This window comes from Pseudidiomarina salilacus, from assembly GCF_047323925.1.
GTDB classification, from domain to species: domain Bacteria; phylum Pseudomonadota; class Gammaproteobacteria; order Enterobacterales; family Alteromonadaceae; genus Pseudidiomarina; species Pseudidiomarina salilacus.
This window is the reverse complement of the sequence record NZ_CP178751.1, coordinates 667,584-692,815: the sequence shown is the minus strand read 5'-3', so window position 1 is coordinate 692,815 and position 25,232 is coordinate 667,584. Positions and strand designations below refer to the sequence as shown.

Genomic DNA, 25,232 nt, shown 5'->3' with positions numbered 1-25,232 from the left:
TACAACTGCGAGGAATTCAACGTGCAGCAACAGGTTACTGATTACGTACTTTGGTATGATCACTTAGGGATGAATGATGTAGGGCGTGTAGGGGGTAAGAATGCTTCCCTAGGCGAGATGATTAGTAACCTTGCCGGTGCTGGCGTTGTGGTGCCAAACGGGTTTGCCACAACGGCTGAAGCTTTTCACCAGTTTCTTGAGCAGTCAGGGGTCGATGAGCGCATTCATAAACTGCTCGATACGCTTGACGTTGACGATGTTCGTGCACTTGCCGAAGCAGGCAAACAAATTCGTCAGTGGGTCATCGACACACCGTTCCAGCCAGAGCTCGATAAGGCGATTCGTGACGCCTATCAGCAACTGAGTGAAGGCAACGATGAAGTAAGTTTCGCAGTGCGTAGCTCGGCCACCGCCGAAGATATGCCAGATGCGTCGTTTGCCGGTCAACAAGAAACCTTCCTTAACGTGCATGGCATCGATGCCATCATGGAAGCGATTAAACATGTATTCGCCTCGTTGTTTAACGACCGTGCGATTTCCTACCGGGTTCATCAAGGCTATGACCATCGTGGCGTCGCACTGTCAGCTGGTATTCAACGCATGGTGCGAAGCGACATTGCCGCGTCAGGCGTGATGTTTACCATCGATACCGAATCAGGCTTCAACGACGTTGTCTTTATTACCTCATCTTATGGTCTGGGCGAGATGGTCGTGCAGGGAGCAGTAAATCCTGATGAATTTTATGTCCATAAACCGACCTTGAAAGCCGGTCGTAAAGCAGTGCTTCGCCGCAACATCGGTAGTAAGAAAATTCAAATGATTTACGCCGATAGCAAAGATCATGGCAAACAAACCCAGATCGTTGACATTCCGACCGAGCAGTCACGCCAGTTCTCTATTACCGATGCAGAAGTTGAAGATTTAGCACGGCAAGCGATGATTATTGAGCAGCACTACGGTCGCCCAATGGACATTGAATGGGCGAAAGATGGCATCGATGGCAAGCTTTATATCGTTCAGGCGCGTCCAGAAACGGTGCAGTCAAACAAATCTGGGCAAGCGATCGAACGCTTTACTTTGGCTCAGAAAAGCCAAGTTGTGGCCAGCGGTCGTGCCATTGGCCAACGCATTGGTAGTGGCGTTGCGCGGGTGTTGAATGACATCTCAGAAATGGACCAAGTGCAAGCTGGCGACGTGCTAGTGACCGATATGACTGACCCTGACTGGGAACCGATCATGAAGCGGGCCGCGGCGATTGTCACCAACCGTGGTGGGCGTACTTGTCACGCCGCGATTATTGCTCGCGAATTAGGTATACCAGCTATCGTAGGCTGTGGTGATGCCACTGACAAAATTAAAGCAGGTCAAGCGGTCACCGTATCTTGCGCCGAAGGTGATACGGGTTACATTTATGATGGCGAACTTGAGTTTGCGGTCAACCGCACGGATGTCGGTGCAATGCCAAACGTCCCGTTAAAAATCATGATGAACGTCGGCAACCCGGACCGTGCCTTTGATTTCGCTGGACTACCGCATGCCGGCATTGGCCTGGCGCGCTTAGAATTCATCATCAACCGCATGATCGGTGTACACCCAAAAGCCTTGTTGAATTACGATCAACAAACGCCTGAGTTACAGGCGCAAATCGATGAGTACATTGCCGGTTATCCATCACCACGCGAATACTACGTAACCAAACTGACGGAAGGGATCGCCACCCTAGGCGCTGCGTTTGCACCTGAACGGGTGATTGTCCGAATGTCAGATTTTAAATCGAACGAGTATGCAAACCTGTTGGGTGGACGTCAGTATGAGCCGCACGAAGAAAATCCAATGCTTGGTTTTCGCGGTGCTTCACGTTATATCTCAGCTGAGTTCCGCGATTGTTTCGCGATGGAATGTGAGGCTATCAAGCGCGTGCGCGATGACATGGGACTGACCAACGTCGAAGTAATGATTCCGTTTGTACGCACTCTTGAAGAAGGTCGCGAAGTGATCAAGCTTTTAGCCGAACAAGGATTAGTGCAGGGAGAACGTGGTTTACGCGTGATTATGATGTGCGAACTACCGTCTAATGCTTTGCTAGCGGACCAATTCCTTGATATTTTCGACGGTTTTTCAATCGGCTCCAACGATTTGACGCAGTTGACCTTGGGGCTTGATCGCGATTCAGGGGTTATCGCGCACTTGTTTGACGAACGTAACGAAGCGGTCAAAGCGCTGTTAGCGATGGCCATTCAAGCGGCAAAACGCAAAGGCAAGTACGTCGGTATCTGTGGACAAGGGCCGTCGGATCATGCTGATTTCGCGCAGTGGTTGGTCGAACAGGGCATCGATTCCGTATCACTGAATCCAGACACCGTAGTTGATACTTGGTTGTATCTTGCGGAACACGCAAAACACTAATTCAATTCGACGAGGAGAATGACTTGTCAAACACAGCTGTTCAGGAGTTGCACGTGCTCGATCAGCACGCAAGCTACGAGGTTCCTGCCGCTGGTTATCGACGTTATAGCCAGGCGCTTACGCAAGCGGGTTTCGCCGGCGCTATCGAAGATAATTATGCAAGTCGTTTACTCGCCGCGACCGACAACAGTGTTTACCAGCTGTTGCCACAGCTGGTCATTTTTCCGCGTGATACCGCTGATTTACAGTTGGCATTGCAACTAGCTCAGCGCGAGGATTTTCTCGATTTAACCTTCAGCCCGCGTGGTGGCGGTACTGGCACCAACGGGCAAAGCTTGAATCAAGGCATCATCATTGATTTAAGTCGAACCTTTAAAAACATTCTTGAAATCGCCCCTGAACAAGCTTGGGTGCGCTGTCAGAGCGGTGTCGTTAAAGATGCGCTTAACGATGCGGTACGCGACCATGGGCTGTTTTTCTCGCCGGATTTGTCAACTTCTAACCGCGCCACCATCGGCGGGATGATCAACACCGACGCTTCAGGGCAGGGGTCCTTGGTCTATGGTAAAACCAGCGATCATATTCTGGGTCTACAAGCGGTGCTGATCAATGGCGAAGTGATTGAAACGGCGCCGGTGAGCGTAGCGGAAGCGCAACGCCGCGCGCAAGGCGAGAGCATGGAGGCCAGTCTCTACCGACAAGCGATTGCAACTTGTATCGACAAGCGGAGCGCTATCGAAGCTAAATTCCCGCCATTGAATCGGTTTTTAACCGGCTACGACCTCAAGCATTGCTATGACCCGCAAGCACAAACTATTGATTTATCGCGCTTACTGGCCGGTTCAGAAGGTACTTTGGCATTTATTACCGAGGCTAAGCTCAATTTAACCGCCATTCCGCGCCACAAAATCTTGGTGAACATTAGCTATCGTAACTTCGACGCTGCGTTGCGGCATGCACCGGTTTTGGTAAAAGCACGTGCGACTTCAGTCGAAACCATTGATAACACGGTGCTTAATTTGGCGCGTAACGACATTATTTGGGACAGTGTTCGCGACCACCTTTCCGAGGGCCAAGCTGACCAGCCAATGGACGGCATCAACATGGTGGAGTACACCGCGCTTGATCAGGCTGAAATTGATGAAAAGCTGGAACAGCTGATTGCAACCTTAGACCGCGAATTAGCGGCGGGTGCAAGCAATCAACATGGTGTGGTCGGCTACAAAATCTGTGACCAAGCGGATAGCATCCAAACCATTTATGCTATGCGTAAAAAAGCGGTAGGGTTGCTTGGCGCAGTCAAAGGCGAACGTAAGCCCATCGCTTTTGCCGAAGACACCGCAGTCCCCCCCGAGTCATTAGCGGACTTTATAAGCGAGTTCCGGAGTTTACTTGACCAACATGAGCTGAAGTATGGCATGTTCGGTCACGTCGATGCCGGTGTTTTGCACGTGCGTCCTGCGCTGGATATGAAAGAACCTGCTGATGAGCAAATGTTGCGTCGTATCAGTGATAAAGTCGCAGCGTTAACCGCCAAATATGGCGGTTTAATGTGGGGAGAACACGGTAAAGGGTTTCGTTCCGAGTATGCGCCAACGTTCTTTGGCCCCGAGCTCTATACCGAATTACAGAAAATTAAAGCAGCCTTTGATCCTGACAATCGTCTGAACCCAGGTAAGCTGGCAACCCCGTTTGGCCATCCGACCGCTCAACTGGTATCGGTGGATGCGCGCAAACGTGGCTTTTATGACCGCCAAATTCCAGTTGCTGCGCGTACGTCTTATCAAGCAGCTTTGAACTGTAATGGTAATGGCTTGTGCTTCAACTATGCCGAAGCATCGCCCATGTGTCCTTCGTATAAAGTCACGGGTGACCGACGCAACTCACCAAAAGGTCGCGCCACCTTAATCCGTGAATGGTTGCGCCTCAACGCTCGCGAAGGCGTTGATGTGAGTGGCGAAGCACCGCCGAAGTCTTGGTTTTGGCGTTTCCCCAAACGTCACCACGGCAGTGATTTTAACCACCAAGTAAAAGCTTCCATGGATGCCTGTTTGGCCTGTAAAGCTTGTGCTAGCCAATGCCCGGTCAAAGTTGACGTGCCGCAGTTTCGGGCGAAGTTCTTACAATGGTATTACCATCTGTATCGGCGTCCACTACGAGACTATTTGGTAGCAAGTGTAGAACGCACGGTGCCGCTAATGGCGAAATGGCCGCGTATTAGCAATGCACTCACCCACAATGGTTTGAGTCAATGGCTCTTTGCTAAAGTTTTAGGTTATGTTGATACGCCAAAATTATCGGTTCCGAATCTGCAGCAGCGTTGGCAGCAAGATTGGTTATCGGGCAATGTGGAACAACTGCAAGCGATGAGTGCCAAAGAGCGGCAAAATATCGTGGTGATCGTGCAGGATCCTTTTACCAGTTTTTACCAAGCTGAAGTGGTGGTGGCATTTGCAAAAGTCGCCGCGCGTATGGGCTACCAGCCGTATCTGTTGGATTTTATCGGTAACGGTAAAGCGTTACACGTGAAAGGCTTTTTAAGCCAATTCCGCAGTGTTGTGCAGCATGTAAGTAAACAACTTAACGCGGTTGCTGAATTAGCTATTCCCATGGTTGGCTTGGATGCTGCCACAGTACTGGTCATGCGTGATGAGTATCGTGAAGTTAGTGATGCGCCGCAGAACTATAACGTGCAGTTAGTGCACGAGTGGTTGAGTGATCATTTAGCTGAGCTTAAACAGTTTAAAGTGGCGCACGCGGGCAGCGCCGACTTGTTGACCCACTGTACTGAGCAAACGGCCTTACCGACAACGGCGAAGCAATGGCAGCAAATATTTGCCAGCGTGGGGAAAACCATCAAACCGGTAGCGACCGGTTGCTGCGGCATGGCGGGAACATATGGACATGAGATCGAACAACTGGAAAATTCGCAGCGACTTTTCGCAATGAGTTGGCAGCAACCCCTTGCGGCAAGCGCGCAACCTTTGGCGACCGGTTTTTCTTGTCGCTGCCAAACCCATCGTATGCAAGCTGCAGAAACAACGAAGCTGCAACAGGATGTCCGCCATCCAGTGCAGCTTCTTGCCGACTTGCTTAGCTGATAAGACTTACTGAGCGCGGTATTAACCGCGCTTTGCTGCTTTGGCTTTGGCAATCACTTCACGAGCCAGTTCGTCAGCAATAATGCCTGTTGGGCGTTGCTCTGCTGCTGAACGGTTGAAGATCTCCGTCAGGGTATTGTAAATATTACGCACCCGTTCTTCTGTTTCGGCAGTGCTCATGCCAGTCGCTTCGCTACAAACATGAATCACACCACCAGCGTTGATCACGTAGTCAGGTGCATACAGAATCCCCATATCCATGACTTTTTGATCGTGCGCAGGGGTCGCTAACTGGTTGTTGGCACTACCGGCAATAATTTTCGCTTTGATTTGTGGCAGGGTGGTGTCGTTGATGGTCGCACCCAATGCACATGGGGCGTAAACATCGACATCCAGACCATAGATTTCGTCTAAGCCAACAACTGTAGCATTTAATTCGAGCGCCGCACGCTCGCAGGCTTCATCATTAATATCGGTCACGAATAGCTGTGCGCCTTCTTTTGCACAGTATTCCGCGAAGTCATAACCAACCGCACCGAGACCCTGAATCGCAATTTTCAAACCGTTTAAATCTTCGCTACCAAACTTATGTTTAGCGGCAGCTTTCAAACCTAAATAGGTACCTTGTGCGGTATGCGGTGACGGGTCACCTGCTTTCCCTTCAGTGCCGGCAACATGTTGGGTCTCTTCAGCAACAATCGCAATATCGCTGGTGCGAATATTGACGTCTTCGGCAGTGATATAACGTCCGCCTAATGAATTGATAAAACGCCCATAAGCACGGAATAATTCCGGGCTTTTAATTTGCTTGGCGTCACCGATGATAACCGCTTTACCGCCGCCAAGGGGCAAGCCGGCGAGGGCGCTCTTATAAGTCATGCCACGCGATAAGCGCAACACGTCCGTCAAGGCTTCAGCTGATGAGGCGTAGTTCCACAAGCGTGTGCCACCTAACGATGGACCTAAGGTGGTGTCGTGAACTGCGATAATAGCTTTAAGACCGGTTTCTTTATCGTGGCAAAACACCACTTGTTCGTGTTGGTCGAACTCTTGATGCTCAAATAGAGACATGAGTTTGGTTTCCTCGTTCATCCCAAAATTGCGCGCACATTAGCACTTAAATATTGGCTATGCTAGTACACGACAAAAATAAAACGTTTACGTTAACGTAAACTATTGAAAGCAAAGTTTACAGCAATTCAGACTTTGCCCAAAACACCTTTCAAGGTACTATGGGCGCAACGTTGATGTACTAAATAAGCAATAAGGAAAGATTCAATTATGGCGATTCAACTGCCTCCAATGAGCCAAGAAGAAACCTCCAAATGGGTGCGTGAGCAATTTCAGGCCGCGAATAAATTTTTGGCCGAAAACGGCATTATTAGCGACCGCGTGCTGACCAAAGATTCGCGCTATTTGGCGCCGTACGTCGCGGTGTGGAAATTTACCACGCAAGATCGCAAAGAGTTGTGGTTAGTCAATGGCGATGTACCGACTGACGTGACCGGCAAAAAAGCTGCAGATAATGCGCGTGATGCGTTACGCTATTTTTCATTTCAGTGGCAACTAAAAGCGCAAAACTTAATGGCGGACGAGCAAGCCATGGCCGATCCGACCAAGCGTCAATATGCTAACTATCTGGTAAATCGTGCCGAAACCATTTATGAAGTGGTCGATTCGCCTGATCTGTGGGAAGCACCAGCAGAAGATCAGAGCAACGGTTAAGCCGTTGCTCGTTGCAGCTTAATCTTCGTCGAGTTCTTGGACGAGATAGAACACTCCAAGATTCAGCAGCTCGCAGGTCCACCTGCGCAGTTGTTGATCCGCAAGAAGAACATCACATTCAGCTAATGGGCGTTCGTCCCAAATTGCGAGTAACGCATCACGCGCTGGTGAGCTAGGGCAGAAGCCTAGCCGCTCTCCTTGCGCGTATAGCTGCTCACGAGTATCCAGCAAAATGCGGGCACCAGGGCTACGACCAATGAGCATGTCAGTGGCGGCAAATTGCAATAATTGCTGCTCATCAATGGCGTGTTCTGGTTGCGGGAGCGGGCGCTTAGCTTGGGACATGACTTGAAGAATGGCTTGCTGTCCTTGCTCATTCGCCAATTGCTGCTGCAGCAACTGTTGAACTGCGGCGATTTCCTGTGGATTGACTAAAAAGGGTGCTTGCTTAGCGTCTATAGCTGGATCTTGGTAGCGTGGGTAGACAGTATCGCTAGCCAGCAGTTGATCTGCGATCTGTGCCAAGAACTCGGCACTATTAGGCGCACGAAAACCGACCGAATAATTCAGCGACGGTTCAAGCGCAATACCATGATGCGGACATCCCGCAGGAATATACAACACATCACCAAGTTCCAATACGGCATCGATGACTGTTGGAAAATCAACGTCGCGGAGCTGCTTTAAATCGGCGTGCGGACAATGCTCGATAAGTCCCGACATGCGCTCACCGACGCGCCAATGCCGCCGGCCAGCACCTTGAATGATAAATACATCGTATTGATCAAGGTGAGCACCTACGCCACCTCCTGCGGTCGCAAAACTCACCATGACATCATCAAGACGCCAATCTGGTAAAAACCGAAAGGCCGAAAGCAGTTGTTGGACTTCCGGAAACCATTCATTGACCGCTTGTACCAGTAGTGTCCAATGGGCTTCACCAAAACTTTCGTATTCGGCAAAGGGGCCATGGAGCACATCCCATTGGTCATTTTGATGTCGAATGATGCGCGCATCGACGCCTTCTTCCATGGCCAAGCCTGCAAGCAACTCAGCCTCGATTGGATCGGCGAAGTCAGCGAAACCGCCACGGATCAGTAGCGGTCGTTGTTGCCAATATTCATCGAGAAAAGCCTGACGATCGATTTGCAGGGTAAAAGCAGTCATTATCAACCTTGCAAGTCATCAACGAAGGCAATGGCACGACCAATGTAAGAAGCTGGAGTCAGCATTTTTAACTCAGTTTTGACGTCATTGGGTAAGGCTAAGCTGTCGATAAATTCAGCCATAGCCGCTTGGTTGACGCGTTTACCACGGGTCAATTCTTTGAGTTTCTCGTACGGTTTTTCAATACCATATCGACGCATCACGGTTTGGATGGGCTCTGCGAGCAATTCCCAGTTTTGGTCAAGTTCGCGGGCCAGGTTGTCGGCATTGACTTCGAGTTTGCTGATACCTTTGAGTGTGGCTTGATAAGCAATCAGCGCGTAGGCAAAGCCGACACCAAGGTTGCGCAGTACAGTTGAGTCAGTCAGATCACGTTGCCAACGGCTGATCGGTAACTTGCTCGCGAGATGCTGCATGATGGCATTAGCGATACCGAGATTGCCTTCAGAGTTTTCAAAATCAATCGGATTCACTTTATGCGGCATGGTCGAGGAGCCTACTTCACCGGCGATAGTGCGTTGTTTAAAGTGATTCAGTGCGATATAGCCCCAAACATCGCGGTTAAAATCAACCACAATGGTATTAAAACGCGCAACGGCATCAAATAATTCAGCAATGTAGTCATGCGGTTCGATTTGCGTCGTGTAAGCGTTCCAACTCAGGCCCAGGCTGGTTACAAACTGCTCGGCTACTTGGTGCCAATCGACGTTAGGGTAGGCAGCTAAGTGCGCATTGTAGTTGCCCACCGCGCCATTAATTTTACCTAACAGTGGTACTGCTGAAATTTGCTGTAACTGACGTTCGAGGCGCACATACACGTTCGCCATTTCTTTACCCATGGTGGTCGGCGTTGCCGGTTGTCCGTGGGTGCGTGCCATCATAGGCACTGCTTTGTGTTCGAACGCGAGCGCTTTCACCGCGTCGCTGAGTTGTTGCATCATCGGCAGCATTACATCGGTGAGCGCCTCCCGCAGCATTAACGCATGCGACAGATTGTTAATGTCTTCAGAGGTACAGGCAAAGTGAATAAATTCGCTAACGGCATGCAATTCAGCTTGCTCAGCGATACGCTCTTTTAGAAAGTATTCGACTGCTTTAACGTCGTGATTGGTGGTCGCTTCAATGGTTTTAACACGTTCGGCATCCGCTTCGCTGAAATTGTTGATCAGTGTCTCAAGAAAGTCAGTTGCAGCGTTTGAAAACGGTGGAACTTCCTTGATTGCCGGCACATTGGCAAGCTGTTGCAGCCAGCGAATCTCAACGATGACACGTTGACGGATCAGCCCGTACTCGCTAAACATTGGACGTAGGGCGGCGGCTTTCGTGCCATAACGGCCATCGACGGGAGATAAAGCCGTAAGGGCAGATAAACTAGTCATGTTGAGGACTCCGATGCTGAGCTAAGTGAAACATAAAGGTCATGCGCGATGGTAACCATCTTGCGCCGATTGAAAAGAAACTGCCGGCGTTGACCGCCGCTTTGCTGCCACAAAATTGCACTGCGGATCGCTGCGAGCAGCAGGGCACGTATTTGGTTCTGCGTATTTGGTTGCTGCAAATGGCTCGGCTTACCTTGAATTTGAATCGGTCGGCTCAGCGGTGAAATAAAATCGCTGTAGGTACTCGCCATACCGGTCAATAAAGTTTCGTCGGTAAATTGAAAAGTATCGCGCTGACGTTGCAGTTGCTCGATGCGTTCGCCTAGTTTAGCCAGTTGCTGCGGCTGCTTTTGTAAACGCCGTGCAAGCGCTAGGATGCCAACCATGTAGCGGGTGACTTCAACGTCTTTATCGCGAGTTGCGCCAAGTTGCGCTAACAACACCTGCAAGCCGCGCCGCAAATTTTGCGCAGTGCCATAGATTTCGATAAACGACTGTGGATTTTGTATCAAAACACTATCAAGCAGCGCTTGGCGGGCGTACTCATCAGTCAGTTGCCCATGTCGTGCTAGTTGTTTGACCGCGGCGCAACACTGGGCTATCGCAGCAAGGGCAAGAACGCGCTGTTGCCACTGATTCACAGCAGCACCTCGTGGTCGGCCAAGCGCTGCTCAATAATACCGCCACCGAGGCACACGTCACCCTGATAAAATACCGCTGATTGTCCAGGAGTCACCGCCGCAACCGGTTGCTCGAACTCGACTTGGATGCGCCCGTCAGCCTGTGGCGTCACTCGGCAGGGAATATCTTGCTGGCGATAACGGGTTTTCACCGCGCAAGCAAAAGGCGTGGTCAGCTTTTCGCGTGCAACCCAATGCAATTGACCGGCAATCAACCCTTTCGAATACAACCGCGGATGCTGTTTACCTTGCGCTACAATGAGGACGTTGCGTTCGACATCTTTATCAACCACATACCAAGGTTCGTCACTGGCATCAGCGCGGCCGCCGATGTGCAGACCTTTGCGCTGACCTAAGGTGTGGTACATCAAACCTTCATGCTCGCCAAGCACTTCGCCGTCAACACTTTCAATTACGCCCGGTTTGGCAGGTAAGTAAGTTTGTAAGAAGTCCTTAAATTTGCGTTCGCCGATAAAACAAATACCTGTTGAATCTTTCTTGTCGGCGGTAACTAAACCTTGTTCTTCAGCGATTTTGCGAACTTCTGGTTTTTCCAGTTCGCCTACTGGGAACAAAGTTTGCGCGACATGTTCATGTGAGAGCGTGTACAGGAAGTAGCTCTGATCCTTGTTATTATCAAGGCCGCGCAGGAGTTGAAACTTACCTTGGTTCTCACGGCGACGGACGTAATGACCTGTCGCAATGTAGTCAGCACCTAAAGCTTCAGCGGCAAACTCCAAGAAGGCTTTAAACTTGATTTCTTTGTTGCACATAATGTCGGGATTCGGTGTGCGTCCTGCTTGGTATTCTTGCAGGAAATATTCGAATACGTTGTCCCAATATTCAGCAGCGAAATTGACCGTATGCAGCTCGATACCTAGCTTGTCACATACCGCTTGAGCATCGGCAAGGTCTTCTGCCGCAGCGCAGTATTCGTCGTTGTCGTCTTCTTCCCAGTTCTTCATAAACAAGCCTTCAACTTGATAGCCTTGTTGTAGCAATAGGTAAGCGGAAACCGACGAATCGACGCCACCTGACATTCCGACAATTACTTTTGTATCTGCGTTCGACATAACGACCTTGGACTCCGTAAAAATGCGCGCGAATTCTACCACACTGGGGGCACTTCGCGCCACTGACCTGGCGCTAAACCTGCCAAGCGCCACGGCCCAATTGCGGCTCTTATCAAACGCAATGTTGGATGGCCTACCGCAGCTGTCATGCGCCGCACTTGGCGGTTCTTACCTTCACGAATAATTAAGCAAATCCAGCTGTCTGGCACCGATTTGCGCTCGCGAATGGGCGGGTTACGTGGCCAAATATGCTCTGGTTCTGGCATTAAAAAAGCTTCTGCTGGCAGGGTCATGCCATCAGCAAGCTCTACACCCTCACGAAGTTGCTTGAGCGCATTTTCGTCGGGTATTCCTTCAACTTGCACCCAGTAGGTCTTTGGTAGTTTATGCTTCGGGTGACTAATTTTATGTTGTAACGAACCATCATTGGTGAGTAATAACAGGCCTTCACTGTCTTTATCAAGGCGCCCGGCCGGATACACATCATTGAACGGCACATATTGCTTGAGGGTGTCTTCGTCGGCGTCTCCAGAAGAAAATTGCGTTAATACGCCATAAGGTTTATTTAACAACACCAACTTTGGATTGGCTGGGCGGTTGCTGGTAGGTTTTTTAGTTTTACGGCGAAACGTTTTTTGGCCAGAAGTGGGTCGCATGGTCTCAATATCGTGGTTGCAAAAATTTAATGGTAGAATGACGTCTGTCATTGCAAAAACACAGTATAAAGGAAAAAGTCCGCGATGCAGGATTCTCAACCGAATAAAAACGAAAACCAGGTGACTCAAGACGATAGATTTGCCGCAGCTTTGCGCGGTGAAGTACAGCTGCGTGTTGGCGATGTGATTCAGCGGAGCTGGGATATTACCTTGCGCGCCTTGCCAATCATGCTCGCGGCGTTAGCGCTGATGCTGGTCGTCAATTACATTATTGGCGAAATTACCGCAGTGCAGTTTCCAGTGGACGAAAACAATCCAAATCTAGCCAATGTCGCTTGGCAAACCGTCATTGGTATGGTGATCATGGCGCCATTTAATGCGCTCGTGCAATGGTTGGGGATACTCAACGCGCGCGATGTAAAGCCAAGCTTTGCGAACTTTTCTCATGCCTTCCGTAGTGCGCCACAGGTGATTGGGATTCAAGTGGTGATGTCGGTTTTGATCATGGTGGCAAGCACCGTGTTCTACCTTATTTTTGGTTTATCTTCGGTATTCCTAGCGCTAGTCGTGGTGACTGCTGCCTATTTGCAGCTTTCATTTACCCTCGCAGTGCCGCTAATACTGGATCGAGGTTTGAGCGTGCAACGTGCGATTCTGGCTTCGGTAATGATCTTGAGTAAACGTATTTTTGCCATGCTCGGCATCTATATTGTGATGTTTATTATTCTTTTTATCAGCGCGTTACCGCTATTGCTTGGCCTTATTTTCACCTTGCCAATGACGTTTAACGTGATTGGGGTGATCTACAATCGCATGATCGGTCTACCTAATTCAGAACAACCGTTGGCGCCAGCAACGGATGAACAAGGCGCCGCATAGGAGATTGGATGTTACGATTTTTATTAATTGTGTTTGCCCTAATTGCTGTGGTGGCAGCTGCGGTTGCGCCAAATGTGCTGCATTTGGCTAACCCCCACCGACTTTATGATGGCGTCGTACCAGTCAAGACTGACCAAGTAAAGGTGCCGGAGATCCGTGAACTACCTGACTTTTCGCAGTACAGTCAAGCGGCTGATAAAAAACAAGCATTCTTTGGCTTTTTGGCGCCAGTCGTTGCCGCTGAAAATGCGCTGATTGAGCAACAACGCCAAGGCTTGCAAGCGTTACACACAAAGTGGTTGTTCAAAGCGAACTCACTCAACCGTGAGCAACGCAGTTGGCTTGAATATTTGGCCAAACGCTATCGAGTTGACTTCGATTTGCACGAGGGTGCAGAAGAGATGTTTGAACTGCTGTTACGTCGCGTCGATGTGGTACCTGAAACCTTGGTATTAGTGCAAGCGGCGAATGAGTCAGCATGGGGTACGTCACGTTTTGCCACCGAAGCTTTTAACTTATTTGGCGAGTGGTGTTTTAGTGAAGGCTGCGGCATTGTGCCCAACTTGAGAGGTGACGAAGCCCGCCATGAAGTTGAACGCTTCAGCACCATCAACGCGTCGGTACGCAGTTATTTAATGAATCTGAATACCCATCCGGCTTATGTTGAACTGCGTACGTTACGTGCCGCTAAACGTGCCGAAAATGCCGATATCCGTGCCTTGGACCTAACTCCAGGGTTGCTGAGTTATTCTGAGCGCGGCGAGGCGTATATTGAGGAACTTAACGCGATGATTCGGGTGAATCGCCCGCTGATATTAGAAGCTTTAGATGAGACCGGCCCATTACCTGAGCCGGGGTTTAGCGGTGGTTCTGCGACTAACTCAAATTCCGCACCTGAATAACACCTGAGGCGCCGTCTTCGTTGGCGGCGTCATCTTCTTCATCACGAAAATGTAGAAATTCCGTAGGAGTAGGCTGATCAAAAGCGGTATCACCGTTGACGTTTGCCTGTCCGTCCGCCTGAATCGATTTAAAGTCGAATAGCTGATGATCGGCTAAATGTGATGGCACTATGTTTTGCATGGCGGTAAACATACTCTCAATACGACCTGGGAATTGTCGATCCCATTGTCTGAGCATCTCTTTAATCGCTTTGCGTTGCAGATTCTCTTGCGAGCCACAAAGGTTACATGGAATGATCGGGAAGTTTGCGTAGCTAGCATATTTCTCAATGTCTTTCTCGCGCGCATAGGCGAGCGGACGAATCACCACATGTTCACCGTTATCGCTGACCAGCTTAGGTGGCATTGACTTCATTTTGCCGCCATAAAACATGTTCAGCATAAGCGTTTCAAGCATGTCATCGCGGTGATGGCCTAGGGCTATCTTGGTAGCACCAAGCTCTTTGGCGACGCGGTAAAGTATTCCACGGCGTAAGCGTGAACAAAGCGCACAAGTGGTTTTACCTTCGGGTATTTTTTCTTTGACGATGGAATAGGTGTCTTCTTCGATAATGCGGAAATCAACACCTTCAGCGCGCAGATATTCAGGCAAAATGTGCTCTGGAAATCCAGGCTGTTTTTGGTCAAGGTTTACCGCGATCAAAGAAAACTGGATTGGCGCGATTTTCTGTAAAAAGCGCAGAATAGCGAGTAGGGTGTAACTGTCTTTACCACCCGATAGACACACCATCACTTTGTCGCCGTTTTCGATCATATTGAAATCTTCAATAGCTCGACCGACATGGCGACGTAAGCGCTTTTCTAACTTATTGAAGTTATAGCGTTGTTTTTTCTCTTGCTCGCTTTTTTCTGCAACACTCATGAATCTATGCACACCTAAATTAAAGTAAAACCCACAAAAGCGCGCGGATTATACCTTAACTGGTGACTCAAATCCTGCTGGTTTTACTGCTAGTAAATCACAGTTGATCTGCTCGATCACGTGTTCAGCCGTATTACCAAGTAGCGCTGCACTAAAGCCGGTGCGTCCAATCGTACCCAAGACCACCAATTCGGCATCCAGCTCTTCTGCTAGTTCCGGTATCACTTGTTCTGGCAGCCCCTCCAATACATGCTGCTGAGCGGCTGGCAGGGAAAACAGTTGGGCATGCTCAGCAAGTGCTTGCCGATGGTTTTGCTCGATTACTTCGCGATAATTGGCAGTGTCAAATTCAGGAATTTCAGCGGCGATGGTGACCGGCGCACCGGGATAGGCGTTAACGAGATGAACTTCACTATGCAGGCAGGTCGCAAAGCGCTGCGCTACTTCGGTGATACGGTAGTTGAGGCTCTCATGATGCGCATGCTCGCCGGTGGTGTGAATGGCGGCGAGCACTTTGCCATCTTCGGGCCAATCATGCTCTTTGACCAACAGGACTAAACAGGGTGCTTTGCGCAACAAATGCCAGTCGGTCGGGGTAAAAATGAGATGCGCCAAGCCTTCATGCGGATGGGTCGCCTTGACGATGATATCGTGTTCGCCCTTAACTGCGGTCTCAATAATGGCCTCATAGGGGCGATTGTGCCAGAGCACCTCGATACTGATATCAAGGTCTCGCGTGTTATAGCCTTCGAGCAGGTCTTCGACCCACACGCGGCGGTCATTGATCAGGCTATCCCGCATGCTACTGCGTTCGTCGGCAGCGAGCATGGTGGTCATTTCATACGAAAAATCGTAGATAGAAAGCAACAGGGTGAGCGATGCTTGGCTAATGCGAGCTAAATGAAGGGCTCGGTTCAGTGCTTTTTGCTGTTCTTTATCAGGGTCTAAAACCACTAAAATATTGTTCACGCACGACATAGTTCACCTCAATCAATGGAAATCTCTATTATTGAGTTTAGCTAGAATTATCCGCGTAAGCCAACTATGCCATTGCAACTGTTTGACGCAGCGCAATGATCAGGGTCCAAACCCCGTAGACAATCAATAACACGCCCATTGCCTGGCGAAAACCTTGGGCTTTGAGAATGCTTTGCACCGCGCCGGTGAACCAGCCAAAAGCAAACATTGCGGGTAAGGTACCCAAACCAAACAACAGCATGTAAAGCCCCCCTTGTGCGGCTGTGCCGCTGAGGGCTGCCCAACTTAGAGCACTGTAAACTAAACCACAAGGTAACCAGCCCCAGACCACTCCGGCGGCAAAGCGGCCAGCGAGTGAACGTTGTTGTTGTAGTTTTCGCGCACTTGGTGCGAGTCGTTGCCATAGTGGGCGTCCCAACCGCTCAAGCTGTTGCATACCAAACCACCAGCCAGCGAAATAGAGGCCGAGCGCAATTAAGAAGAGTGCAGCAAGAAAGCGCAGCCCCAGCAACGCAGAAGTAAATTGCGCGACCGCAAGTTGGCTGAGTAAACCCACCAAAACGCCAGCAACAACATAAGAACTGATGCGACCTAAATTGTAGGTCAGTAACTCAGTTGCTGAGGGTTTTGCGCCAAGCGCACCAGCAAGCCCGCCACACATCATCAGGCAGTGACCAGCCCCAGCAAGTCCCATCAGTAATGCAGCAAAGTAATCAGCTGGATTGTTCATCATCTTTAGTTGGCTGAGTTGGCTTGGTGGGCTTGGTGGGCGACTGGTTCGGATGTTTTGCTTTAGGGTCATCATCGTCGAGCAAAACATTCATACCTTGGCGCTCAAGATCTTCAAACTGGTCGCTGCGCACGGCCCAGAAAAATACCACGACAGCGATGATCACGAATACGATAGCTATGGGAATTAAGAGGTACAGACTTTCCATGCTATGGCTCCTTCGGAGTAGGAGGTTGTCGATAAAGGCGTAATGAGTTCACTAACACCAGTAGCGAGCTAAGGGACATACCAATGGCCGCGATGTAGGGGGTTACCCAGCCCATCACTGCAATCGGTACAATAGCAATGTTATAGAACAATGCCCAAGAGATATTCTGCTTCAAAATAGCACGACTTTTGGCAGTGGCTCGCAAGAGTTCGGCGAGCGCACCAAAATCATTGCGCATCGCGACGATGTCGGCAGCTTGCCGAGCGAGATCCGCGGCATGTCCAAACGTCATCGAGACGTCTGCCTGGGCGAGAACGGGTCCGTCATTCATACCATCACCAATCATCATCACTGGGTGTTGCTGCTGTATTTGCTTCACCCAATGCAGTTTGTCTTCTGGCAAACACTGTGCGTGATATCGGCTGATCTCCAGTTGCTCGGCAACCCGGCGTGCATTATGTGGCTGATCACCGGTGAGCATAATGATTTCAAGCCCTTGTTGGCGCAAGAAATGCAAGGTTTCTGCAACATCTGGACGTAAAGTATCAGTGACCAGAAAGCGCGCAATGACTTGTTTCGGAGTGGCAAGGATAACGTTGTAATTAGCTTCGTTAATGAGTTCTGGGTGCCAATCCGCGGAGAATCCGGGAGCGCCAATTCTGACTTTTAATAAATTACCGTCTGTTTGCTGCCAGTCCGCCTCGATGCCACGCCCTAATGCGACTGAGACGTTCGTCAACTGCACCGAGGACTTCGCATCAAGATGTTGAAACGGCTTGGCAAGAGGGTGTTCCGAATGCGATTCAAGTGCTTTCGCGAGAGCCCAAGCTTGTGTTTGCTCAAGGTTGTCCTCTAGTTGCATGTCAGCAATGCTAAATTGACCGGTAGTGAGCGTACCGGTTTTATCAACCATCACAGTTTTAACCGTTGCCAAGGTCTGAATCGCATCTGTGTTTCGCAGGATGATGCCTTGCTTATTTAACCGATGGACCACACCAGTTACAGCTGTGGGGGCTGCTAATGCAAGAGCACAGGGGCACGTTGCTACTAATACCGCGAGCGTCACCCAGAATGCTTCGCTGGGATCAATAAAGGTCCAAACAAAGAAAGTAAGCGCGGCGAGAATCAACAATTGCTGCACAAATTGATTGGCCAGCTTTTCAGCGCGCTCCGCGAGTTTCGGTTTGTTAGCCAAGGCTTGGTCTTGCAATGCTGCTATTTTTGCCATTACGGTGGCTTGCTGTACCGCGGTCACGCGAAGACGCAGTGGCTGCGTTTGATTTAGCGTACCAGCAAACACTCGGGCCCCTTGTTCATGCACGACAGGCACACTTTCACCGGTCAGCATACTTTCATTAATCGTACCGACTGGGCTAAGCAATTCGCCGTCGGCCGGCAAGGTTTGTCCGGGCAATACGCGCACAATATCGCCGTCGGCTAATTTGCTGACAGCAATTGATTCTATGTCGCCATTCGCAGTCTCACGTTGCGCGGTGGCGGGAAGCAGCTTTACCAGATTTGATGCGGTGGCAATGGCGCGTTGTTTGGCCAAGAGTTCCAAATAACGTCCGACTAACAGTAAAAAGGTGAACATACTCACCGATTCAAAATACACTTCGCCTTGATTAATGACCGTAGCATACGCGCTGGCACCGTATGCGCTAAGTAATGCAAGGCTAACTGGGACATCCATGTTCAACTGTTTGGCTTGGATGCTCCGTAAGGCCGATAAATAAAACGGCTGAGCGCTATAGAGCAAAACAGGGGTGGCGAATAACAGGCTGATCCACCAAAAGAATTGACGCAGATTATCGTCTAATTCGTCGACCATGCCAAAGTAAAGGGCGACTGCGATCATCATCACTTGCATGGTAGCGAGGCCGGCAATTCCGATCCGCCGCACAAAATAGCGCCGGCGGCGTTTGAAATCCTGCTCTTGCGTTGCAGCCTGAAACGGCAGCGCACGATAACCAAGCCCTGAGATTTTTTTCAGTACGTCACTGAGTTTGACTTGCTCTGGGCGCCAGGCAACGTTTACTCGTTCTGTGGTGGCGTTGACCCGCGCGTAATCAACGCCAGGCAATGTTTGCAATTGCTGTTCGATAAGCCAAGCGCAGGCGGCGCACGTCATACCTTCGACCGAAAGGGTGGTACTCGTGTGTCCGTTATCATCAAGATGGGTAAACTGTTGTTGTAATTCTTCTTGATCGTAAGCTTCTAGCTGTTGCAGTTCTTCTGGAAGTAACGGGATCTGCAACGGGTTCGAGGTATCACGGAATTGGTAAAAATGCTGCAGACCTTGCGCTTCGATGGTTTGTGCTACTGCCTGACAACCATAACAACAGACGTAGCGTTGCTTATCTGCCACGGTAACGCTGTAACCACCATTCGGTGGCAACGGTTGGAGGCAGTGAAAACAACTGCCATTTGGGGATTCAGGCAGGTTGGCGCCCATCACTAAACGCCGTAGGTCAAGGGCTGTAGCGTGAGTTCGCGATAAGCCGGGAGTTGCACTTGCTGACTCAAACGCCAACTGTTATCGAACGGACTTATCGTGAGCGTCCATTTACCTTGCTCGGCGGCAACATCTTCGGGGAGTTGGCCACGAAAAACACCTTTGGCGTCAGCAGTTAGAATGAGCTCAAAATCTTTATCTTTTAAAGTGGTGTGATAAAACTGCACACGCAATGCAGCCAGCTCATCAGGAGCACCAGTTTTGTACACTAAGGTTAGGGTTTGTGCATCTTGCTGCAGGGTGAAGCTAATATTCAATGCTTGAGCAGCTTGAACCTTTTCAACTTGAGTATTGATACCGCGACCTTTTTTATAATAGTCGTCCACCACCATAGGATTGTCGTATTGGCTGGCAATACTGAGGGTGATGACCATTGCGATGACCACGGAAAAAGGAATGAGCATTAAAAACCAGGGCCAAAACTGCTTATACCAAGGTTTTTCCATCAATTTATACCTCAAAAAAAGCCCCGCCGCAGCGGGGCTCGTTTATTTACTCGTCAGATAGCCCGTAAACATAGGCACTAATCACGTGAATTTTGTCTTCGCCGAGGATATCAATCCAGGCCGGCATCACGCCATTACGGCCGTTGTGTAAGGTTTCTTCGATCGCTTCTTGCGAACCGCCGTAGAGCCAAATGTTATCGGTCAGATTTGGAGCACCCAATTGCTGGTTACCTTTACCATCTTGACCATGGCAAGCTGCGCACACTGCATAGTTCTGTTTACCAGCAGCAGCCATTTCTGGGTCTACTTTACGACCACTTAGGCTAAGTACGTAAGTCGCTAGTTCAGAGATTTGTTGATCGCTGAACTGTGCATCAAACGCTGGCATGGCACCACGACGACCTTGAACCAAACTGGTCTTGATCGCTTCTGGCGAACCACCATACAGCCAATCGTCATCGGTGAGGTTAGGGAAGCCCTTACCACCCATTGCGTTAGAGCCATGACACTGGGCACAGTTCTGTAAGAACAAACGCTGACCAATTTCTGTCGCTTCTTCATCTTTCGCCAATTCAGGAATTGGACGTTGCGCATAAGCTTCGAAAATTGGACCGAAACGGTCGTCAGCAGCTTGAACTTCGCGATCATACTGTACCACTAAGCCAGCTTCTCGATGCGCTTCAGTAGCCGCTCGTGACTCTTCTAGCGATAGCACTTCTTGGTTCGAGCTACTCCATCCGAGTAACCCTTTAAAGTTACCGAGACCGGGGTAGAGCGCCAAGTAGATAAAGCCCCACACGATAGTGATCCAGAATAAGATCATCCACCAACGTGGCAGCGGGTTGTTAATCTCTACAATCCCATCGAACTCATGATCCATGAGTTCACCTTCTTTAATATGGGTGTAGTTGTTCATGTTCCATCGCAGTAACCAGATGATAAACACCAGAAATGCGAGGGTCAGGACGATAATCCATGCACTCCAGAAGCTACTCATTATTCTTCGACTCCTGTTTAGTAGTGTCGTTTGCTTTTTGCTCTAACTCATCTTCTTCGAAAATAGAGTTGGCGGCCTCATCAAAACGCTTTTTGCTGCTTTTGCTGTAGGCCCACCAAATAATGGCAACGAACACTACGAAAACTAAAACTGTGTAAATACTACGCCAGGTGATGTAATCCATCTTAATTGGCCTGTTGTTGCAATCCGGTACCTAATGACTGCAAATACGCAATGAGCGCATCCATCTCAGTCTTACCTTGAACAGCGGCCTTAGCACTGGCGATATCTTCGTCAGTGTAGGGCACACCATAATCCCGGAAGACTTCCATTTTCTTAGCTGTCCATTTGCCATCGAGCGTATTTTCAGCTAACCAAGGGAAGGCAGGCATATTCGATTCAGGTACAACATCACGCGGATCCATTAAGTGAACGTAATGCCATTCGTCACTGTAGCGACCACCCACTCGTGCCAGATCAGGACCGGTACGTTTTGAGCCCCACAAGAATGGACGTTCCCAAACATGTTCACCCGCTAACGAGTAATGGCCGTATCGTTCAGTTTCAGCACGGAATGGACGAATCATCTGACTGTGACAGTTGTTACAACCTTCACGGATATAGATGTCACGACCTTCCAGTTCTAATGCTGTGTACGGCTCTAAACCAACGACTGGTTCATTGGTTTGCTTTTGGAAAATAAGTGGCGTGATTTCCACTAGGCCACCAATCGAAATCGTGATAGTGGCCAAAACCGCCAACCAACCCACGCGTTTTTCAACGAAATCGTGCTTAACGTTTTTCATGATTACGACTCCTTAAGCTGATTGCGTAGCTGTTGATTGTGGTGCTGCTTCTTGTGGAGCAGCGTCGATGTAGTCTGCAGTTGCAGTACCAGCTTTAATGGTGCGGTAACTGTTCCAGGCCATCAGTAACATACCAGCGACAATGAACAGGCCACCGACAAAGCGAATGAACCAGAACGGATACGACGCTTCGACACTCTCAACAAAGCTGTAGGTCAGGGTGCCGTCTTCAGCATTCACTGCGCGCCACATCAGACCTTGCATTACACCTGAAATCCACAACGCAACGATGTACAAAACAACACCGATGGTGTGCAGCCAGAAGTGGGTGTTGATCCACTTGACGCTATGCATTTGCGTTTGGCCCCACAGGCGTGGAATCAAGTAATACATTGAACCTATGGTGATCATTGCGACCCAGCCAAGTGCACCTGAGTGAACGTGACCGATGGTCCAGTCAGTGTAGTGCGACAGGGCATTTACCGACTTGATTGACATCATCGGGCCTTCGAAGGTCGACATACCGTAGAACGATAGTGAAACGATCAAGAAGCGCAATATTGGGTCAGTTTTCAATTTATGCCAAGCACCAGATAAGGTCATGATACCGTTAATCATGCCGCCCCAAGATGGAACAAACAGGATAACCGACATCACCATACCCAGCGACTGAGTCCAGTCTGGCAGTGCGGTGTAGTGCAAGTGGTGTGGACCAGCCCAGATATAGAGGCCAATCAGTGCCCAGAAATGCACAACAGACAAGCGATAGGAATAAACAGGACGTTCGGCTTGTTTCGGAACGAAGTAGTACATCATTCCCAAGAAACCAGCGGTGAGCAAGAAGCCTACCGCGTTGTGGCCGTACCACCACTGTACCATTGCATCCACGGCACCCGCATAAATACTGTACGACTTGGTGAACGATACTGGAACCGCCATACTGTTGACGATGTGCAGTACCGCAACGGTGATAATAAAGCCACCGTAGAACCAGTTTGCGACATAAATATGCGAAGTACGACGCTTAACTAGGGTACCAAAGAATACAATAGCAAAAGCTACCCATGACAAGGCGATCAGAATATCAATCGGCCATTCAAGTTCAGCATATTCTTTTGACGAAGTGAGACCTAATGGCAAGGTGATCACTGCGAGCAGGATGACCGTTTGCCAGGACCAGAACACAAAAGCTGCAAGTTTGTCGGAGAAGAGTCGCACGCGACAGGTCTTCTGCACGATGTAAAACGCTGTGCCCATAAGTGCTGAAGTACCAAACGCAAAAATAACTGCGTTGGTGTGCAGCGGGCGTAACCGGGAGTAAGTTAACCAAGGTGTATCGAAATTAAGCTCTGGCCAAATTAGCTGAGCGGCAATCCAAACCCCTAAAGCCATCCCTACGATGCCCCAAATAACCGTCATGACAGTAAACTGTCTAACGACCTTTAGGTTATATTCGATTTGTTGTGGACTTGTTTGACTCATTTTTATTTTCCGCGTTGATGCTCTGACTACAAAAACAGAGTAACGTGACAATGATGACCGCTTGTCGGATACTTTGACAAACTCCCCGTATTTTATGATGAATAACCCTAAAAATACAGGGAGAATGCAGCAAATAACCGAAGCGCACCGTCAACATGGAGAAAAAAACAGCAAGCTATGGGATTAAACATTCTAATTTTGCCCCGCGACTGCTATATCCACAAGATTTTTAAGGTCTTTATGGCACTCCTGTTGACGGCGTCTAGTATCGCTTGTAGCCCTGATTCATCGCAACCTTTAGCCGAAAAAAAGATTGATCTGTATCAACAAAAAGTTTTTTTATGGATGCCACAAGATCCAGTCCCCATCGAGCAAAGTGTAACGCTGCGTTTGCAGCTTCCGGCCGAAATTAATCCACAACTCAGCGTTATAGAAGGCATCAATATGTACATGGGCAAGATTCCATTACAGTGGTTGCAACAGGATAACGGTGAATGGCATGCACAACTTCTTATCGGAGCTTGCACCGAACCCAAAATGGAATGGTTGCTGACGATTCCACTTGAGCATGGATCCGCAGATTTTCCATCGACTTTAACCGTGAGCTTTTTCAGCGAAGCAAATTGAAACAAATTGTCGCTCGCCAGCACTTTTTGGCATGCTATAGTCGAACTATACACCTTTTTAACACCTGAGGAGAACGGAATGTCCGTAGCACTGATTTGGATTCTAGTTGGTATCGTTCTGATTCTATCCGAATTGATGTTGACCAGTGTTATCGCTGTATTTCTGGGTATTGGAGCCATAGTTACTGGATTACTTTTGCACTGGGGATGGATTGAGCAAACATCAATTCAATTTGCGGTTTTTGGCGGTGTGAGTTTGGCTTTGTTATTGCTCGCACGCGGTCGAATCAAGCGTTGGTTCCAAGGTTACACGGCAGATGAAGATGAAGCTAAACCTAATTTTCAGCGGGATATTGGCGCTCGTGTGCGGGTCATTCGCGATTTTAATCATGGTGCCGGGCGTGTCACTTTGAACGGTGTCCAGTGGGATGCTTTTTCAGATGATGAGCTAAAAGCCGGCGAAACCGCATGGGTCATCGCCAACGAAGGTATTCAACTTACCGTGACGCGGCACAAGCCGAAGCAATAATTGATTTTAAACAATAGAAGGTAACATCATGTTTGAACCGCAAATAGGTACCGTACTGGCCATAGGCTTTGCCTTAGCCGTTATTATCGTCATTTTCAAAACCGCACGAATTGTGCCGCAACGGACCAACTTCGTCATCGAACGACTAGGACGTTATAGCCGCACGCTCGATTCTGGTTTTCATTTATTGATTCCATTCATCGACAAAGTTGCTTACCAACACACACTAAAAGAAGAGGTGATCGATGTAGAGCGCCAAGCTTGTGTCACCCGCGATAACATTCAGGTGGGTATTAACGGTGTGCTTTATATTCAGGTTGTGGATGCACACAAAGCCAGTTACGGTATTAACGACTATCGTTACGCTGCATCGCAATTAGCCCAGACCACTATGCGCTCGGTAATTGGTCAGACTGACCTTGATAAAACCTTTGAAGAACGCGCCCGGATCAATGAAATCGTAGTGCAAGCACTCGATGAAGCTGCTTCTCCGTGGGGAATCAAAGTTTTACGCTACGAAATTTCCGACATTGAACTACCGGCAAGTATCAAAGATGCGCTGGAGCAACAAATGCGTGCGGAGCGCGAACGTCGTGCGGCGATTGCTAAATCTGAAGGTGAGCGGCAGGCGATGATTAACGTTTCTGAAGGTCAAAAACAAGAAGTCATTAACTTGTCAGAAGCCGAAAAACAAAAGCAAATTAATGAAGCTGAGGGGCGCGCTCAAGAAATCGAGCTGATTGCCCGCGCGACTGCCGAAGGTTTGAGTATGATTGCGGCGTCGATTCAGCAGCCTGGTGGACAAGACGCGGTAAGTTTACGCGTTGCAGAACAGTACGTGAAAGAGTTTGGTAATTTGGCAAAAGAAACCAACACCTTGATCTTGCCGGCACAGCTTGCTGATATCGGTGGTGCCGTTGCTGGACTGACAGAAGTGTTGAAACAACGCCCGAAAGCTTAAGCGCTAGAAGACTGGCGTATTGAAAAGACCGTTCATCGAAGATGGGCGGTCTTTTTTGATCGTA

The 25,232-nt window shown here is 49.3% G+C and carries 24 protein-coding genes; 8 read left to right on the top strand and 16 right to left on the bottom strand.

Annotation, left to right across the window (positions count from 1 at the left end; genetic code table 11):
- Positions 1 to 21: 21 nt before the first annotated feature.
- Positions 22 to 2,406 carry a phosphoenolpyruvate synthase gene (gene ppsA, locus ACJ8W9_RS03265; RefSeq protein ID WP_411360367.1) on the top strand — a complete coding sequence of 795 codons (2,385 nt, stop codon included), beginning with the start codon at positions 22 to 24 and terminating at the stop codon, positions 2,404 to 2,406.
- A 23-nt stretch (positions 2,407 to 2,429) separates the two neighbouring features.
- Positions 2,430 to 5,507, top strand: coding sequence for an FAD-binding and (Fe-S)-binding domain-containing protein (locus ACJ8W9_RS03260; protein ID WP_411358465.1), 3,078 nt, complete (start codon positions 2,430 to 2,432; stop codon positions 5,505 to 5,507).
- Positions 5,508 to 5,528: 21 nt separating this feature from the next.
- Here the strand turns inward: ACJ8W9_RS03260 and ACJ8W9_RS03255 are convergent, their stop codons facing one another.
- Positions 5,529 to 6,578 carry a Glu/Leu/Phe/Val dehydrogenase dimerization domain-containing protein gene (locus ACJ8W9_RS03255; protein WP_411360365.1) on the bottom strand — a complete coding sequence of 350 codons (1,050 nt, stop codon included), beginning with the start codon at positions 6,576 to 6,578 and terminating at the stop codon, positions 5,529 to 5,531.
- Between the two features lie 210 nt (positions 6,579 to 6,788).
- Here ACJ8W9_RS03255 and ACJ8W9_RS03250 point away from each other — a divergent pair, with 210 nt between their 5' ends.
- A complete protein-coding gene (locus ACJ8W9_RS03250; protein ID WP_411358463.1) occupies positions 6,789 to 7,232 on the top strand; it encodes a DUF4826 family protein in 444 nt (147 codons plus the stop codon).
- A gap of 18 nt (positions 7,233 to 7,250) precedes the next feature.
- On the opposite strand, the gene ACJ8W9_RS03245 is transcribed toward ACJ8W9_RS03250, so the two are convergent.
- From ACJ8W9_RS03245 to ACJ8W9_RS03225, 5 genes are read right to left on the bottom strand one after another with little or no spacing between them, the layout of a single operon-like run.
- Complete coding sequence (locus tag ACJ8W9_RS03245; protein ID WP_411360362.1) at positions 7,251 to 8,399, bottom strand: cupin domain-containing protein; 1,149 nt, start codon at positions 8,397 to 8,399, stop codon at positions 7,251 to 7,253.
- 2 nt (positions 8,400 to 8,401) lie between these two features.
- Positions 8,402 to 9,778: an adenylosuccinate lyase gene (purB, locus tag ACJ8W9_RS03240; protein WP_411358461.1), complete on the bottom strand. Its 1,377-nt coding sequence runs from the start codon at positions 9,776 to 9,778 to the stop codon at positions 8,402 to 8,404.
- A complete protein-coding gene (gene hflD / locus ACJ8W9_RS03235; RefSeq protein WP_411358460.1) occupies positions 9,775 to 10,419 on the bottom strand; it encodes a high frequency lysogenization protein HflD in 645 nt (214 codons plus the stop codon). The genes purB and hflD overlap by 4 nt, the downstream gene beginning before the upstream one ends.
- Positions 10,416 to 11,555, bottom strand: coding sequence for a tRNA 2-thiouridine(34) synthase MnmA (mnmA, locus tag ACJ8W9_RS03230; protein WP_411359283.1), 1,140 nt, complete (start codon positions 11,553 to 11,555; stop codon positions 10,416 to 10,418). The genes hflD and mnmA overlap by 4 nt, the downstream gene beginning before the upstream one ends.
- A gap of 11 nt (positions 11,556 to 11,566) precedes the next feature.
- Entirely contained in the window at positions 11,567 to 12,106 is a 540-nt protein-coding gene (locus ACJ8W9_RS03225) for a pseudouridine synthase (protein ID WP_411360937.1), read from the bottom strand.
- 165 nt (positions 12,107 to 12,271) lie between these two features.
- Here ACJ8W9_RS03225 and ACJ8W9_RS03220 point away from each other — a divergent pair, with 165 nt between their 5' ends.
- Entirely contained in the window at positions 12,272 to 13,066 is a 795-nt protein-coding gene (locus tag ACJ8W9_RS03220; protein WP_411358458.1) for a hypothetical protein, read from the top strand.
- An 8-nt stretch (positions 13,067 to 13,074) separates the two neighbouring features.
- The gene (locus tag ACJ8W9_RS03215; RefSeq protein WP_411358457.1) at positions 13,075 to 13,968 is read left to right on the top strand and encodes a glucosaminidase domain-containing protein; all 894 of its coding nucleotides are present in this window, start codon (positions 13,075 to 13,077) and stop codon (positions 13,966 to 13,968) included.
- Here the strand turns inward: ACJ8W9_RS03215 and ttcA are convergent.
- The 10 genes from ttcA to ccoN form a co-directional block, all read right to left on the bottom strand.
- Complete coding sequence (ttcA, locus tag ACJ8W9_RS03210; protein ID WP_411360359.1) at positions 13,943 to 14,890, bottom strand: tRNA 2-thiocytidine(32) synthetase TtcA; 948 nt, start codon at positions 14,888 to 14,890, stop codon at positions 13,943 to 13,945. The two genes, ACJ8W9_RS03215 and ttcA, sit on opposite strands and share 26 nt — an antisense overlap.
- A gap of 48 nt (positions 14,891 to 14,938) precedes the next feature.
- Positions 14,939 to 15,868: a universal stress protein UspE gene (uspE, locus tag ACJ8W9_RS03205; RefSeq protein ID WP_411358455.1), complete on the bottom strand. Its 930-nt coding sequence runs from the start codon at positions 15,866 to 15,868 to the stop codon at positions 14,939 to 14,941.
- Between the two features lie 64 nt (positions 15,869 to 15,932).
- Positions 15,933 to 16,601, bottom strand: a complete 669-nt coding sequence (locus ACJ8W9_RS03200) for a sulfite exporter TauE/SafE family protein (RefSeq protein ID WP_411358454.1) — start codon at positions 16,599 to 16,601, stop codon at positions 15,933 to 15,935.
- Positions 16,582 to 16,806 (bottom strand): cbb3-type cytochrome oxidase assembly protein CcoS, encoded by a 225-nt coding sequence (gene ccoS, locus ACJ8W9_RS03195; RefSeq protein WP_411360357.1) that lies wholly within the window; start codon positions 16,804 to 16,806, stop codon positions 16,582 to 16,584. The genes ACJ8W9_RS03200 and ccoS overlap by 20 nt, the downstream gene beginning before the upstream one ends.
- Position 16,807: 1 nt before the next feature.
- Positions 16,808 to 19,261, bottom strand: coding sequence for a heavy metal translocating P-type ATPase (locus ACJ8W9_RS03190; protein WP_411358452.1), 2,454 nt, complete (start codon positions 19,259 to 19,261; stop codon positions 16,808 to 16,810).
- 2 nt (positions 19,262 to 19,263) lie between these two features.
- Positions 19,264 to 19,767 carry a FixH family protein gene (locus ACJ8W9_RS03185; protein ID WP_411358451.1) on the bottom strand — a complete coding sequence of 168 codons (504 nt, stop codon included), beginning with the start codon at positions 19,765 to 19,767 and terminating at the stop codon, positions 19,264 to 19,266.
- Positions 19,768 to 19,813: 46 nt separating this feature from the next.
- Positions 19,814 to 20,764: a cytochrome-c oxidase, cbb3-type subunit III gene (ccoP, locus tag ACJ8W9_RS03180; RefSeq protein WP_411360354.1), complete on the bottom strand. Its 951-nt coding sequence runs from the start codon at positions 20,762 to 20,764 to the stop codon at positions 19,814 to 19,816.
- Positions 20,757 to 20,948 (bottom strand): cbb3-type cytochrome oxidase subunit 3, encoded by a 192-nt coding sequence (locus ACJ8W9_RS03175; RefSeq protein ID WP_411358449.1) that lies wholly within the window; start codon positions 20,946 to 20,948, stop codon positions 20,757 to 20,759. The genes ccoP and ACJ8W9_RS03175 overlap by 8 nt, the downstream gene beginning before the upstream one ends.
- A 1-nt stretch (position 20,949) precedes the next feature.
- A complete protein-coding gene (gene ccoO, locus ACJ8W9_RS03170) occupies positions 20,950 to 21,570 on the bottom strand; it encodes a cytochrome-c oxidase, cbb3-type subunit II (protein ID WP_411358448.1) in 621 nt (206 codons plus the stop codon).
- Positions 21,571 to 21,582: 12 nt separating this feature from the next.
- Positions 21,583 to 23,052: a cytochrome-c oxidase, cbb3-type subunit I gene (gene ccoN / locus ACJ8W9_RS03165; protein ID WP_411358447.1), complete on the bottom strand. Its 1,470-nt coding sequence runs from the start codon at positions 23,050 to 23,052 to the stop codon at positions 21,583 to 21,585.
- Between the two features lie 240 nt (positions 23,053 to 23,292).
- Between ccoN and ACJ8W9_RS03160 the strand changes: the two genes are divergently transcribed.
- The 3 genes from ACJ8W9_RS03160 (at position 23,293) to ACJ8W9_RS03150 (ending at position 25,168) form a co-directional block, all read left to right on the top strand.
- Entirely contained in the window at positions 23,293 to 23,679 is a 387-nt protein-coding gene (locus tag ACJ8W9_RS03160) for a hypothetical protein (RefSeq protein WP_411358446.1), read from the top strand.
- Positions 23,680 to 23,757: 78 nt separating this feature from the next.
- Positions 23,758 to 24,207 carry an NfeD family protein gene (locus ACJ8W9_RS03155; protein ID WP_411358445.1) on the top strand — a complete coding sequence of 150 codons (450 nt, stop codon included), beginning with the start codon at positions 23,758 to 23,760 and terminating at the stop codon, positions 24,205 to 24,207.
- A gap of 28 nt (positions 24,208 to 24,235) precedes the next feature.
- The gene (locus tag ACJ8W9_RS03150; protein WP_034729374.1) at positions 24,236 to 25,168 is read left to right on the top strand and encodes a stomatin-like protein; all 933 of its coding nucleotides are present in this window, start codon (positions 24,236 to 24,238) and stop codon (positions 25,166 to 25,168) included.
- Positions 25,169 to 25,232 lie beyond the last annotated feature (64 nt).